This window comes from Rossellomorea vietnamensis NBRC 101237, from assembly GCF_001591825.1.
In the GTDB taxonomy this organism is placed as follows: domain Bacteria; phylum Bacillota; class Bacilli; order Bacillales; family Bacillaceae_B; genus Rossellomorea; species Rossellomorea vietnamensis.
The window spans coordinates 68,744-82,134 of the sequence record NZ_BCVQ01000010.1 but is presented as its reverse complement, the minus strand read 5'-3'; the positions used below and the strand labels follow the sequence as shown (position 1 = coordinate 82,134).

Below are 13,391 nucleotides of genomic sequence, written 5' to 3'. Positions count from 1 at the left end.
TCGTTTTTGTTACGACGAATATCATATTAAGATATACTTAGAATCATGTTTTTCTAGGATTGTTGTTCCAAATAAACATTCTTTAAGGAGGTGCCATAGAGTGAACAGCAATGAAATTTACGTTAGCCTAGACATCGGTACATCCACAGTGAAAGTAATCATTGGTGAAATGACAAATGATTCCTTAAACATAATCGGTGTAGGAAATGTGAACTCAGAAGGAATCAGAAAAGGTTCCATCGTAGATATAGACGAAACTGTTCATACAATCAAGAAGGCAGTTGAACAAGCTGAAAGGATGGTCGGTTTATCCATAAGCCAGGTCATCGTAGGTATAACAGGAAACCATGTGTCGCTTCAATCCTGTCATGGTGTGGTGGCAGTGTCGAGTGACAACAGGGAGATCGGCGATGAAGACGTTCTAAGAGTGATGGATGCAGCCCAGGTTGTATCGATTCCTCCAGAAAGGGAAATCATCAACGTAATCCCAAGACAATTCATCGTTGATGGATTGGATGAGATTACAGATCCACGGGGGATGATCGGTGTTCGACTTGAAATGGAAGGCACCATCATTACGGGATCTAAGACGATTTTACATAATACTCTCCGTTGTGTAGAAAAAGCCGGACTTGAAATTGTCGATATCGTCCTTCAGCCTTTAGCCGCAGGTACGGTTGCTTTGTCAAAGGATGAAAAGAACCTTGGAGCTGCCCTGATCGATATAGGTGGCGGTTCTACGACGATAGCCGTTTTCGAACAGGGGCACCTGAAGGCGACAACCGTGCTGCCCGTAGGAGGGGAGCATATCACGAAGGATTTGTCGATCGGATTACGCACCTCAACGGACGACGCAGAAAAAATCAAGACTAAATATGGACATGCATTCTATGACCATGCGTCAGAAGATGAAGTGTTCAGTGTGCCAATTATTGGCAGTGATCAACATCAGCAATTTAATCAATTAGAAATTTCTGATATCATAGAAGCAAGGCTTGAAGAGATCCTGGACCTCATCAGCCATGAGCTGAAACGATTGGGAATCAGGGACCTGCCGGGTGGATATGTTCTAACTGGTGGTGTAGCAAATCTTCCAGGTGTGTTAGAATTAGCACAAATCGTTTTCCAAAATCGTGTACGAGTGGCAATTCCTGATTATATCGGTGTACGGGAACCCCAGTATACGACAGCGGTCGGATTGATTAAATACGCTCAAAAGAATGCTAGATTGCAAGGAAGATCTGTAAGCGCGGAACCAGTGCCTGTAGAGGCCGCTGAGAAGCGTCAATCAAAACCTGTGAATAAAAAGCCGAAGCCTGCAAAGGTAAAAGAAGAAGAACATGAAGATGAAAAGGCCATGTCAAAAGTGAAAAAGTTCTTTGGATACTTCTTTGAATAAATAAAGGAATCCATAGATTCGACGAGTTAGGAGGATTTGTCATGTTGGAGTTTGATACAAATTTAGATTCATTAGCGACAATAAAAGTTATTGGTGTCGGTGGCGGAGGAAACAACGCCGTAAACCGCATGATCGAGCACGGCGTACAAGGTGTTGAATTTATCGCTGTCAACACGGATGCACAGGCTTTGAATCTATCAAAAGCTGAAATAAAGATGCAAATCGGTGGCAAATTAACCAGGGGATTAGGAGCGGGTGCGAATCCTGAAGTAGGTAAAAAAGCTGCTGAAGAGAGTAAAGAGCAGATTGAAGAGGCCCTTAGAGGAGCTGATATGGTCTTTGTCACTGCCGGAATGGGTGGAGGAACAGGAACTGGTGCAGCTCCTGTCATTGCCCAAATTGCCCGCGAAATCGGCGCATTGACGGTCGGTGTCGTGACACGTCCGTTTACATTTGAAGGCAGAAAGCGTTCAAATCAGGCAAGCGGTGGTATTGCTGCAATGAAAGAAGGCGTGGATACCCTTATCGTCATTCCAAACGATCGCCTTCTGGAGATCGTAGATAAGAGTACTCCGATGCTTGAAGCTTTCCGTGAAGCCGATAATGTACTGCGTCAAGGTGTACAAGGTATCTCGGATCTTATCGCTACACCTGGTCTCATCAACCTGGACTTTGCAGATGTTAAGACAATCATGTCTAACAAAGGTTCAGCCCTGATGGGAATCGGTGCAGCATCTGGAGAGAACCGTGCAACAGAAGCCGCGAAAAAGGCCGTTTCAAGTCCTTTGCTTGAGACATCCATCGATGGTGCCCAAGGCGTCCTGATGAATATCACCGGTGGGACTTCCTTAAGCCTTTACGAAGTTCAGGAAGCTGCCGATATCGTAGCCTCTGCATCTGATCAAGAAGTAAATATGATCTTCGGTTCCGTGATCAACGAAGATTTAAAAGATGATATCGTCGTTACCGTCATTGCAACCGGGTTCAATGAAGAGGTCATTCAACCTCCGAAACAAACCCGTCCAACTTTCGGTGGGATGAAACCAAATCAAAGTCCTAACCCAAGCCAATCGGTGAAACGGGAACAGCCTAAACGTGAAGAGCAGCCTCAACAGCAGGAGCCTGTGAGAACCTCTTCGAATCAAGGTGCGGAAGAAACATTGGATATTCCAACCTTCCTTCGCAATAGAAACCGTCGTCGTTAATAATGGAATAGAAATAGGAATCCCCCAAGGCATTAAGCCTTGGGGGATTTTTATTTCTATAGAATACTTTATTATCCGGACCCAAAATACAAACTAAAAACCATATATTGGAGGTGTCTGTTGCATCCATATTTAATGACATTTTTCGTTCATATCTCTGAAAACTTTTCCGTGGGAGCATACAAAAAATGACAACCTTTAAAAAGGATGTACGATATACTTCTGATAAGTCATTCCGGTCTTTATCAGAATCGAATTGTGAGGTGTTAAAAGGAGGGTAGAGATTGACTTTATACTTGGATGTCATTTGGTTGTTAAATCTGTTAGTAGACTTTTTCTTATTATGGTTAACAGGAATCATCTTAAAGAGACAATACACCCTCTGGAGAATAGCGATCGGGAGTCTGATAGGCTCAGTCATTATTCTCCTCGCTTTTTCACCATTTGCTCACTTTACTGGAAACCCCTTAGTCAAGTTATTATTTTCCGTTGTCATGGTGTATTCAGCTTTTGGCTATAGAAGATGGCGCTACTATATGTCAAATCTTCTTATGTTCTATTTCGTCACCTTTTTTACGGGTGGGATATTAATTGGGACTCATTATTTTATCAGCTTCGATCCAAGCACGGAATCATCCATGCTGCTTGCAAGCATACGCGGGTTTGGTGACCCGATAAGCTGGGTATTTGTGATGCTCGCCCTGCCGCTTGCCTGGTACTTTTCTAAGGGAAGGGTGGATAGTATCGAGCATGTGAAGCTCCAATATGATCAGCTCCTGAAGGTCAAGATCCAGATCGATGATTTCCATTGTACTGTAAATGGTCTTGTGGATAGTGGGAACCAACTTCAGGATCCCATTTCAAAAAGTCCGGTGATGATTCTATCCATTGCAGAAATCGAGGGTGAGATCCCGGATGAAATGAAGGCACTTTGCCATGATGTAGATGACATTTTTTCGGGTGAGAAACAAATCGATACCCGCTGGTCTGACAGGATGCGTATCGTCCCGGCACAATCGGTGGGAAGAAGCAGTCAGCTTCTGGCAGCGATAAAGCCTGATTCATTGGTACTCAGTGATCATGAGGCAGAATGGACCATATCAAATGGGTTAGTCGCCTTTAGGGAAGAACCCTTATCGGCGGATGGCAATTTCGGGGCGATCGTCCATCCGAAAATGGCTGCAAGAAAGCCGGTGCTTAACGTTTCGTAAATCAATTAATACTACTATACTCACAATTTAAAGAAATAGAAGGGGGAGCAACAATGAAAAAATTCAAATTCAAATTTTTATATTACTGGTACAAACTGTTAATCAAGCTGGGCCTGAAGACAGATGAAATTTACTACATAGGTGGTAGTGAAGCGCTCCCTCCACCGTTGACAAAGGAAGAGGAAGAAGTCCTCCTCCATAAATTGCCTAAAGGTGACAAGGCAGCGCGATCCTTATTGATTGAACGTAATTTAAGACTGGTAGTCTATATCGCCCGAAAGTTTGAAAACACAGGCATCAATATAGAAGATCTGATCAGTATCGGCACAATCGGCCTTATTAAAGCAGTCAATACCTTCAATCCAGAGAAAAAAATCAAGTTGGCGACCTACGCTTCTAGGTGTATAGAGAATGAAATTCTTATGTACCTAAGAAGGAACAACAAAATCCGTTCGGAAGTCTCATTTGACGAACCCCTTAATATCGATTGGGATGGAAATGAACTGCTGTTATCAGATGTACTCGGGACGGATGAAGACATCATTACGAAAGACCTTGAAGCAACAGTGGATAAAAAATTACTCTTTAATGCCCTGCATCAGCTTTCAGATCGAGAAAAGCAAATAATGGAGCTTCGATTCGGATTGATGGGGGAAGAGGAAAAAACCCAGAAAGATGTAGCTGATATGCTTGGGATTTCCCAGTCCTACATTTCCCGTTTGGAAAAAAGGATTATTAAGCGACTGAAGAAGGAATTCAATAAAATGGTTTAACCTTTAAAGCTGACTTTTTCAATTGAAAAGGTCAGCTTTTTAATATGGCCAGGAATTAAAAAAATTTTTAGCTTTTTAAATCAGTTATCGTAAGGGATTTGGAACGCACCTGCCACTGCCTGTCAGAATGAAATGCATATTTTTCCTCTTCAAGGAAATACTGAATTTTGTACAGCAGCTCCTACAAGGAGGGGAAAGAATGACACGTAATAAAGTCGAGATTTGTGGTGTGGATACGTCCAAATTGCCAGTACTCAAAAATGATGAAATGAGAATTTTATTCAAGGAAATGCAAGCGGGTGATATTTCCGCGAGAGAAAAACTGGTCAACGGGAATTTACGCCTCGTCTTAAGTGTAATTCAACGCTTTAATAACCGTGGTGAGTATGTTGATGATTTATTTCAAGTAGGGTGTATCGGATTAATGAAATCCATCGATAATTTTGATTTGGGTCAAAACGTTCGATTCTCTACATACGCGGTACCGATGATCATTGGGGAAATCCGTCGATATTTGAGGGACAATAACCCGATAAGGGTGTCCCGTTCACTGCGGGATATTGCGTACAAAGCTCTGCAAGTAAGGGAGAAGTTAATGGGGGAGACATCCAAGGAGCCGACTGCGGAAGAAATAGCCAAAGTTCTTGATGTATCTCACGAAGAAATCGTATTCGCACTGGATGCCATACAAGATCCCGTTTCGCTGTTTGAACCCATCTATAATGATGGAGGAGATCCCATATTCGTTATGGATCAGCTGAGCGACGAAAAGAATCGCGATTTCCACTGGATCGAAGAAATTGCCCTTCAAGAAGGAATGAGACGATTAAATGATCGTGAAAAACTCATTATCAGCAAACGCTTCTTTCAAGGAAAAACCCAAATGGAAGTCGCAGAGGAAATCGGAATCTCCCAAGCACAAGTATCAAGACTGGAAAAAGCAGCAATTAAACAAATGAACAAAAATATTCAATGATATTAAGAAAAAAGGCAGATTTCCCAAGGGAAGGTCTGCCTTTTTTTTTTGATGCATACACTTATAATATCTACTATAAAAAGGTGAAGTGTATCACCGTTATCAACCGATAAGGAACTTCATGAAAAGAGGGTGAAGAAGTATGGTGCGTATATCAGAATTCCAGGTGAAGGATGTTGTCAGTATTTCAGATGGGAGGAAATTGGGGAATATCGGTGACATTGAGATCAATCTGGATACTGGAAGAATCGAGGCAATCGTGATAGGCACTGGGGGGAAAATATTGGGTTTTTTCGGGAAGGATGAAGATATCGTGATTCCATGGAGCAGTATCGTAAAGATTGGGGAAGACGTCATTCTTGTCCGATATAAAGACAGCCATTATATACAAGGACAGCTTCAGGAACCGAAACAATCCCCCGATACATGACGAATCTCAATGGACTATGGTACACTAAATAAAAAACGAGGGAGATTCACCGTGTTGAAAGAGCCTTTTATAACAAAGACAAACTCATATTACTCCATTGGAAAATGGACGAAAGAAAACCCGGAACTCGTCGCGGGCATCACCACAAATCGTGGCGGAATAAGTGAAGGTCCTTTTCAGTCATTCAATATGGGGCTTCATGTAGGAGATAAGGAAGCATCCGTCATTCACAATCGTAAACTTCTTGCATCCGCTCTGGATATGCCTCTTGATTCCTTTGTGGCTGCTGAACAGACACATGGGAAGAATATTTCTTTCGTGAGCCCCGAGGACAGAGGGAAAGGTGCAAAGAACTATCATAATAGCATTAAAGATACCGACGGATTCTTGACAGGGGAAAGAAACCTTCTGTTAACGATGTGTTATGCAGATTGCGTCCCCCTTTATTTCTTTGACAGGATGACCGGAACAATCGGTCTTGCACATGCAGGGTGGAAGGGGACGGTCCTTGAGATAGGACCTAAAATGGTCGGTGCGTTTATCGGGAAAGGTTCCTCCCTGTCTTCCATAGAAGTGGTGATTGGACCTTCCATATGTAAAGATTGCTATATTGTGGATGATTATGTGATTGACAAAGTGAAAAAAACACTAGAAGATGAAAACAACTTACCCTATAATTTAAAGGAAGAGGGACAGTACAATCTGGATCTGAAGAAATTAAATCATCAGCTCTTGGTTCAGTCCGGATTGCATTCTGATCAAATTCATACTTCCAGTTTTTGTTCGTCCTGTCACGATGAATTTTTCTCTTATAGAAGAGATGGTGGAGAAACGGGAAGAATGATGAGTTTTATTGGCTGGAAGGAGAAATAAGATGAAGGTATCTGAAAATATTCAACACATCAATGAAAACATCCAACGTGCCTGTGAACGCAGCGGCAGAAGGATGGAAGACGTTCATGTCGTGGCGGTCACGAAATACGTATCCATCGACCGTGCAGAAGAAGCAGTCGAAGCAGGGCTTCTTCACTTAGGGGAAAACCGGGATGAGGGTCTGACCTCCAAGTGGGATGTTTTACGGGACAAGGCCCGGTGGCATTTCATCGGTTCCCTGCAATCAAGGAAGGTCAAAAACATCATTGATAAAGTATCATACATACACTCCCTGGATCGTCTGTCATTGGCCAAAGAAATTCACAAAAGAGCGGATAAGCCTGTGTCTTGCTTCGTTCAAGTGAATGTTTCCGGAGAAGAATCCAAACATGGTATTTCTCCCGATGAAGTGAAAGAATTTGTCGGCAGTTTAAAAGACTTATCCAATATTAAAGTCGTAGGATTGATGACAATGGCTCCACATACGGATGATGAACCTTTCTTAAGGTCTTGTTTCAGGCAGCTGAAGACCATTCAGGAAGAAATCCGTTCACTTAATCTTCCATATGCCCCATGTACAGAATTATCCATGGGAATGAGCAACGATTATGTGATTGCAATTGAAGAGGGTGCCACATTTATTCGTATTGGAACTGCATTAGTTGGAAATGACTGAGAGGGGATGAATACAAATGGGTATTAAGTCAAAGTTTAAAACGTTCTTTTTGCTGGATGAAGATGAATACGAATATGAAGAAGAAAAGTATGAAGAAGAATACGAGGAGAAAAAGCCCATGAAGTCGCAGCTTTCAAATACAAAACAAAATGTTGTGAGCCTTCAGAGTGTCCAGAAATCTTCCAAGATGATCCTTGTAGAACCAAGAGTATATGCAGAGGCACAGGAAATTGCAGACCATCTAAAGAATCGACGCTCTGTATTGGTAAACCTGCAGCGGATACAGCATGACCAGGCGAAGCGTATTGTCGACTTTCTCAGCGGGACGGTGTATGCAATCGGCGGCGACATTCAACGTGTAGGTGATAATATTTTCCTTTGCACACCTGACAATGTTGAAGTGAGCGGGAATATTTCTGAATTCTTAAAAGAGGAAGATTTAGCAGACTCGAGGTGGTAATGTAAATTATGGTAATGCTTTATGAAATTTTGTCAAAACTAATACAACTATACTCCTGGGCGTTAATCATTTATATTCTAATGTCCTGGTTCCCGAATGCCAGAGAGACGTCGATCGGACAGTTCCTTGCAAGGATCTGTGAACCGTATTTAGAACCGTTCAGACGATTTGTCCCATCGATCGGTATGATTGATATTTCACCGATTGTGGCATTCATTGTGCTGAATCTGGCCCAATCCGGGTTGTACCAATTATTTAGATGGCTTATTTAATCAGGACTATGGTAAGGAAAGATATCTATAAAGGGCTGAAACCGGTCAAACAGTTTCGGTCCTTTTATTTTGGGTAAAACACAGAGGGGGTGATGAGTATGTCTTCGATCTATCAACATTTCAGGCCGGATGAGAAGGAATTTGTAGATGCGGTGCTCCAGTGGAAGCAGACGGTGGAAGATCAATATACAGCGAAACGAACGGACTTTTTGGACCCGAGACAGCAGCATATTGTCAGGTCCATCATTGGTCAAAACGATGAAATCCTTTTATCCTTTTATCCTGAGAATACGGAGCGGAAACGAGCTTTATTGTATCCACCTTATTATCAGCCAGAGGAAGAAGATTTTGGAATACGGTTATTTGAAATACAGTACCCTTCGAAGTTTGTTACAATAGAACATAGACAGGTATTAGGGACCTTGATGTCAATTGGATTGAAAAGAGATAAGTTCGGGGATATCCTGACAGGGGAGGATACCATTCAGCTGATGCTTGCAGATGAAATTGCAGATTATGTCCAGATGGAACTGACCCAAATAGGGAAAGCCAAGATTTCGTTAAAGGATATTCCACAGAGTGAACGAATGGAAAACCGGGAAGAATGGCAGGAGAAAACGACTACCGTCAGTTCCATGAGGCTGGATGTAGTCCTTGCAGCCATCTATAATGATTCCCGTCAAAAGGCTCAAACCTTGATCAAAAGCGGACATGTAAAAGTGAATTGGAAAGCAGTTGAAAATCCCTCCTTTGAAGTCGAAGCTTCCGATGTTCTATCTGCCAGAGGGTACGGAAGAAGTAAGGTGCTCTCCGTTGAAGGAAGAACAAAACGGGATAAATGGCGAATCTCTGTGGGGATTCTGAAATAATTTCAGAAAAATAGAGGAATTCTCCCACATACTGTCGAAATTTTAGTTATAATAAATATGTAATTCACCAAGTACTGGAGGTGGCTCCCATGCCTTTAACGCCATTAGACATACATAATAAAGAATTTAGTCGTGGCTTTCGTGGTTATGATGAGGACGAGGTTAACGAATTTTTAGATCAGATTATTAAAGATTACGAAATTCTGATCCGAGAGAAGAAAGAAACGGAAGAACGTTTAAACTCATTGAATGAACGTTTAGGTCATTTTACAAGCATCGAGGAAACGTTAAATAAGTCAATCGTCATTGCGCAAGAAGCAGGGGAAGAAGTTAAACGGAATGCAATGAAAGAATCAAAGCTGATCATTAAGGAAGCCGAGAAGAATGCCGATCGGATCGTGAATGAATCACTTTCCAAAGCCCGTAAGATTGCCATTGAGATAGAAGAACTCAAGAAGCAGTCAAAAGTGTTCCGTACTCGTTTCAAAATGTTGATCGAAGCACAGCTTGATCTTCTTGATACAAATGACTGGGATCAGTTAATGGAATTCGATTTGGATGCAACGGATTTAAAAACTTTAAAAGAAGAAGAGACATTGTCTTGACGAAAAGAGCAATACTTTCATATAATTGAACAACAATCTTAATTGTATTAATAGGCTAAGACAGGGACAGTACGTACTTATCATGAATCCTTTCTAGCGAGTCGGGGACGGTGTAAGCCCGACAAGGAAAGAAGCCCGGAAGATCACCCTCGAGCCCTGCTCATGAAATTCTTCTCCGAAGAGTAATGAGTGGCGATTTATTCACGTTACGAATCAACAAGTGAAGGCCAAATTAGGTCTTTATGAGGGTGGTACCGCGGGAAAGGCTTTCTCGTCCCTATTCAGGGATGAGAAAGCTTTTTTTTATTTCTCGAAAAAAAGGAAAGTTCACCCTGCCTGATTAAGAAGTGAATGATATAGAAAAGATGGCAATTAAGAGAGATATGATTAGGAGGATGATTTCATGGAATATAAAGATACATTATTGATGCCGAAAACGGAATTCCCGATGAGAGGGAACTTACCGAAGCGTGAACCGGATACACAGAAAAAGTGGGAAGAGATGGACATCTATCAAAAGGTACAGGAAAGAACGAGTGATCGTCCTTTATTCGTCCTTCACGATGGTCCTCCATATGCCAATGGGAATATCCATATGGGTCACGCATTGAATAAGATCCTGAAAGACTTTATCGTACGCTATAAGTCCATGAGCGGTTACCATGCCCCGTATGTTCCAGGATGGGACACTCACGGTTTGCCGATTGAGCAGGCGTTAACGAATAAAGGCGTAAAGCGTAAAGAAATGACGATCGCCGAGTTCCGTAAATTATGTGAAGAGTATGCGTATGAGCAAGTTGATAATCAACGCAAGCAATTCAAGCAATTAGGTGTACGGGGCGATTGGGAAAACCCGTATATCACATTAAAACCTGAATATGAAGCACAGCAAATCAAAGTTTTCGGTGATATGGCGAAAAAGGGTTATATCTATAAAGGGAAGAAGCCTGTCTACTGGTCCCCCTCAAGTGAATCAGCCCTTGCAGAAGCTGAAATCGAGTATCAGGACAAGCGTTCCCCGTCCATTTATGTAGGTTTTGCCGTTACAGAAGGTAAGGGTGTCCTTGATGAAGGAACCCAACTCGTCATCTGGACGACCACACCGTGGACGATCCCTGCGAACCTTGGAATTGCCGTACATGCGGACTTGAATTATGTCGTTGTAAATGTGAAGGAAAACAGCTATGTCGTAGCCGAAGATTTGCTTGAAGACGTCGCCGAGAATCTTGAATGGGAAAATCATTCTGTGACCAAAAAGGTCAAGGGTGGAGAACTCGAGCATATCGTAGCAAAACATCCACTGTACGATCGTGACTCCCTTGTGGTCCTTGGTGAGCATGTTACGACTGATTCAGGTACTGGCTGTGTCCATACAGCTCCAGGGCACGGGGAGGATGACTTCCTTGTAGGGAAGAAATATGGACTGGATGTGTTATGTCCCGTCGATGATAAAGGGGTCATGACTTCAGAAGCTCCTGGGTTTGAAGGTTTATTCTATGATAAGGCCAATAAACCAATCACAGAAAAGCTTCAGGAAGCGGGGGCATTATTGAAGTTAAACTTCATCACCCACTCTTACCCACATGACTGGCGCACGAAAAAGCCTGTTATTTATCGGGCGACGGCACAGTGGTTTGCATCCATCGATAAATTCCGTAAAGAATTACTCCAGGCGGTAAAGGATACGAAATGGGTTCCCGCATGGGGAGAAACCCGTCTATTCAATATGGTCAGAGACCGTGGAGACTGGTGTATTTCCCGTCAGCGTGCATGGGGAGTGCCAATCCCGGTATTCTATGCTGAGAATGGTCAGGAAATCATCACAGATGAAACGATCGATCATGTGTCCAAGCTTTTCCGTGATCACGGATCAAATATTTGGTTTGAAAAAGAGGCAAAAGAACTCTTACCTGAAGGATTTACACATGAAGGCAGTCCCAATGGGAAATTCACGAAAGAACAGGACATCATGGACGTGTGGTTCGATTCAGGATCTTCCCATCAGGCCGTTCTTGAGGAAAGAGATGACTTGCAGCGTCCTGCAGACCTTTACCTGGAAGGATCCGACCAATATCGTGGTTGGTTCAACTCTTCATTGACAACAGGCGTAGCCGTAACGGGTAAAGCCCCTTACAAAGGCGTGTTAAGTCACGGATTCGCTCTTGATGGCGATGGAAGAAAGATGAGTAAATCATTAGGGAACGTCGTTGTCCCTGAAAAGGTAATGAAACAACTTGGAGCCGATATCCTTCGTCTTTGGGTAGCGTCTGTTGATTATCAGGCAGATGTTCGAGTATCTGACCCTATCTTGAAGCAGGTTGCTGAAGTCTACCGTAAGATCCGTAACACCTATCGTTTCTTGTTGGGGAACCTTTCTGACTTTAATCCTGAAACAGATGCGGTATCCTTTGATGGATTAAGAGAAGTGGATCAATTTATGCTCGTGAAGCTGAATGATCTTGTGAAGAATGTGAAAAATTCGTACGATAAATATGAATTTGCAAGCATTTATCATGCAGTCAATAATTTCTGTACACTGGATTTGAGTTCGTTCTACCTGGATTTTGCAAAGGATGTTCTGTATATCGAGTCAGAAAATCACTATGAGCGCAGAGCGATTCAGACGGTATTGTATGAAAGCCTGGTAGCACTTACGAAACTGATGTCCCCGATCCTTTCCCATACAGCAGATGAGGTTTGGGCATACATCCCGGGTGCAGAGGGCGAAAGTGTCCAACTGACCGATATGCCTGAAGTACAACAACTCGCAAATGCGGATGAATTGAAGGAAAAATGGAACACATTCTTAGAATTAAGAGATGATGTTTTAAAAGCACTTGAGGAAGCACGCAATCAGAAGGTGATCGGTAAGTCATTGACGGCTAAAGTGACCCTATACGTCAATGATGAAACGAAAGGCTTACTTGATTCCATCAAAGAAGACTTAAAACAGCTGTTCATTGTATCAGCCTTTGAAATCGGCGGAAAGGTGAACGAGGCTCCAGAGCATGCGTTAAGCCTTGGTGAAAACAACATTGTCGTTGAAAAAGCTGAAGGTGAAACATGTGACCGTTGTTGGATCGTAACACCAACAGTAGGAGAGGATAAAGATCATCCAACACTTTGCACACGATGTGCATCCGTTGTGAAAGAAAGCTATTCTCATCTGGCATAATCAAGTAAGAGGTGACCTGTCATGTGACAGGTCACCTTTTTTTTGTCTTTATACTAAAGTGTTTCAAATTCCATAATTGCTATATCTTGCAACACAATATTCAGGGTCATTTCCCCCATACTATAAGTGGAGGGATCAAGATGACATATGACCGATACACATCCATTGTAGAAGAGCTTAAACAATCCTTGAAAGAGCTTGAAGCAAGTCAATCTCAACACCCTTTAATCCAGCAATATATAAACGACGAGATCACCGAAGTGAAACAGGCACTGAGTCGTGTCCGGGAGAATCAATACGGTTATTGTGAATTGAGCGGGCAGGAAATCCCATTCGATTACATGTTGATGAACCCAACCTGTACGACGATTGAAAATGCATACGAATGGAGAAGGTTTGGGAAGATCTCATCCTATTCGTAAATTTCTCCCGCGTTTCCATCGTTCTTCTCCAGTTTAAGTGTCTTT

General features: G+C 42.5%; 14 protein-coding genes and 1 other annotated feature. All 14 genes read left to right on the top strand.

Going from position 1 to position 13,391, the window contains the following annotated elements:
* Positions 1-100 precede the first annotated feature (100 nt).
* The 14 genes from ftsA (at position 101) to BVI01S_RS07790 (ending at position 13,346) form a co-directional block, all read left to right on the top strand.
* Positions 101-1,399 carry a cell division protein FtsA gene (ftsA, locus tag BVI01S_RS07855; RefSeq protein WP_061809829.1) on the top strand — a complete coding sequence of 433 codons (1,299 nt, stop codon included), beginning with the start codon at positions 101-103 and terminating at the stop codon, positions 1,397-1,399.
* A 41-nt stretch (positions 1,400-1,440) separates the two neighbouring features.
* Positions 1,441-2,604: a cell division protein FtsZ gene (ftsZ, locus tag BVI01S_RS07850; protein WP_061809828.1), complete on the top strand. Its 1,164-nt coding sequence runs from the start codon at positions 1,441-1,443 to the stop codon at positions 2,602-2,604.
* 284 nt (positions 2,605-2,888) lie between these two features.
* A complete protein-coding gene (gene spoIIGA / locus BVI01S_RS07845) occupies positions 2,889-3,815 on the top strand; it encodes a sigma-E processing peptidase SpoIIGA (protein ID WP_061809827.1) in 927 nt (308 codons plus the stop codon).
* A gap of 53 nt (positions 3,816-3,868) precedes the next feature.
* On the top strand, positions 3,869-4,588 hold the full coding sequence (sigE, locus tag BVI01S_RS07840) for an RNA polymerase sporulation sigma factor SigE (protein ID WP_034755828.1): 720 nt from the start codon (positions 3,869-3,871) through the stop codon (positions 4,586-4,588).
* Positions 4,589-4,715: 127 nt separating this feature from the next.
* Positions 4,716-5,564 carry an RNA polymerase sporulation sigma factor SigG gene (sigG, locus tag BVI01S_RS07835; protein WP_218000676.1) on the top strand — a complete coding sequence of 283 codons (849 nt, stop codon included), beginning with the start codon at positions 4,716-4,718 and terminating at the stop codon, positions 5,562-5,564.
* Positions 5,565-5,706: 142 nt separating this feature from the next.
* Positions 5,707-5,994, top strand: coding sequence for a YlmC/YmxH family sporulation protein (locus BVI01S_RS07830; RefSeq protein ID WP_034755825.1), 288 nt, complete (start codon positions 5,707-5,709; stop codon positions 5,992-5,994).
* Between the two features lie 51 nt (positions 5,995-6,045).
* Complete coding sequence (gene pgeF, locus BVI01S_RS07825; protein WP_369690884.1) at positions 6,046-6,867, top strand: peptidoglycan editing factor PgeF; 822 nt, start codon at positions 6,046-6,048, stop codon at positions 6,865-6,867.
* Position 6,868: 1 nt separating this feature from the next.
* Positions 6,869-7,543, top strand: coding sequence for a YggS family pyridoxal phosphate-dependent enzyme (locus BVI01S_RS07820; protein WP_034755823.1), 675 nt, complete (start codon positions 6,869-6,871; stop codon positions 7,541-7,543).
* A 16-nt stretch (positions 7,544-7,559) separates the two neighbouring features.
* The gene (locus tag BVI01S_RS07815) at positions 7,560-8,003 is read left to right on the top strand and encodes a cell division protein SepF (RefSeq protein WP_034755821.1); all 444 of its coding nucleotides are present in this window, start codon (positions 7,560-7,562) and stop codon (positions 8,001-8,003) included.
* A gap of 8 nt (positions 8,004-8,011) precedes the next feature.
* The gene (locus BVI01S_RS07810) at positions 8,012-8,275 is read left to right on the top strand and encodes a YggT family protein (RefSeq protein ID WP_034755819.1); all 264 of its coding nucleotides are present in this window, start codon (positions 8,012-8,014) and stop codon (positions 8,273-8,275) included.
* A gap of 98 nt (positions 8,276-8,373) precedes the next feature.
* On the top strand, positions 8,374-9,144 hold the full coding sequence (locus BVI01S_RS07805; protein ID WP_061809825.1) for a YlmH family RNA-binding protein: 771 nt from the start codon (positions 8,374-8,376) through the stop codon (positions 9,142-9,144).
* Positions 9,145-9,233: 89 nt separating this feature from the next.
* On the top strand, positions 9,234-9,749 hold the full coding sequence (locus BVI01S_RS07800) for a DivIVA domain-containing protein (RefSeq protein ID WP_034755815.1): 516 nt from the start codon (positions 9,234-9,236) through the stop codon (positions 9,747-9,749).
* A gap of 48 nt (positions 9,750-9,797) precedes the next feature.
* Positions 9,798-10,031, top strand: a binding site (T-box leader).
* A gap of 121 nt (positions 10,032-10,152) precedes the next feature.
* Positions 10,153-12,924, top strand: coding sequence for an isoleucine--tRNA ligase (ileS, locus tag BVI01S_RS07795; RefSeq protein ID WP_061809824.1), 2,772 nt, complete (start codon positions 10,153-10,155; stop codon positions 12,922-12,924).
* A 140-nt stretch (positions 12,925-13,064) separates the two neighbouring features.
* On the top strand, positions 13,065-13,346 hold the full coding sequence (locus tag BVI01S_RS07790) for a hypothetical protein (RefSeq protein WP_034755809.1): 282 nt from the start codon (positions 13,065-13,067) through the stop codon (positions 13,344-13,346).
* Positions 13,347-13,391: the final 45 nt, after the last annotated feature.

What these genes read in the sequence shown, in the direction of transcription:
- BVI01S_RS07800 (WP_034755815.1), top strand. Translation starts at nt 9,234, where the DNA reads ATGCCTTTAACGCCATTAGACATACATAATAAAGAATTTAGTCGTGGC.
- BVI01S_RS07790 (WP_034755809.1), top strand. Translation starts at nt 13,065, where the DNA reads ATGACATATGACCGATACACATCCATTGTAGAAGAGCTTAAACAATCC.
- BVI01S_RS07805 (WP_061809825.1), top strand. Translation starts at nt 8,374, where the DNA reads ATGTCTTCGATCTATCAACATTTCAGGCCGGATGAGAAGGAATTTGTA.
- BVI01S_RS07810 (WP_034755819.1), top strand. Translation starts at nt 8,012, where the DNA reads ATGGTAATGCTTTATGAAATTTTGTCAAAACTAATACAACTATACTCC.
- ftsZ (WP_061809828.1), top strand. Translation starts at nt 1,441, where the DNA reads ATGTTGGAGTTTGATACAAATTTAGATTCATTAGCGACAATAAAAGTT.
- BVI01S_RS07820 (WP_034755823.1), top strand. Translation starts at nt 6,869, where the DNA reads ATGAAGGTATCTGAAAATATTCAACACATCAATGAAAACATCCAACGT.
- ileS (WP_061809824.1), top strand. Translation starts at nt 10,153, where the DNA reads ATGGAATATAAAGATACATTATTGATGCCGAAAACGGAATTCCCGATG.
- BVI01S_RS07830 (WP_034755825.1), top strand. Translation starts at nt 5,707, where the DNA reads ATGGTGCGTATATCAGAATTCCAGGTGAAGGATGTTGTCAGTATTTCA.
- sigG (WP_218000676.1), top strand. Translation starts at nt 4,716, where the DNA reads ATGAAATGCATATTTTTCCTCTTCAAGGAAATACTGAATTTTGTACAG.
- sigE (WP_034755828.1), top strand. Translation starts at nt 3,869, where the DNA reads ATGAAAAAATTCAAATTCAAATTTTTATATTACTGGTACAAACTGTTA.
- BVI01S_RS07815 (WP_034755821.1), top strand. Translation starts at nt 7,560, where the DNA reads ATGGGTATTAAGTCAAAGTTTAAAACGTTCTTTTTGCTGGATGAAGAT.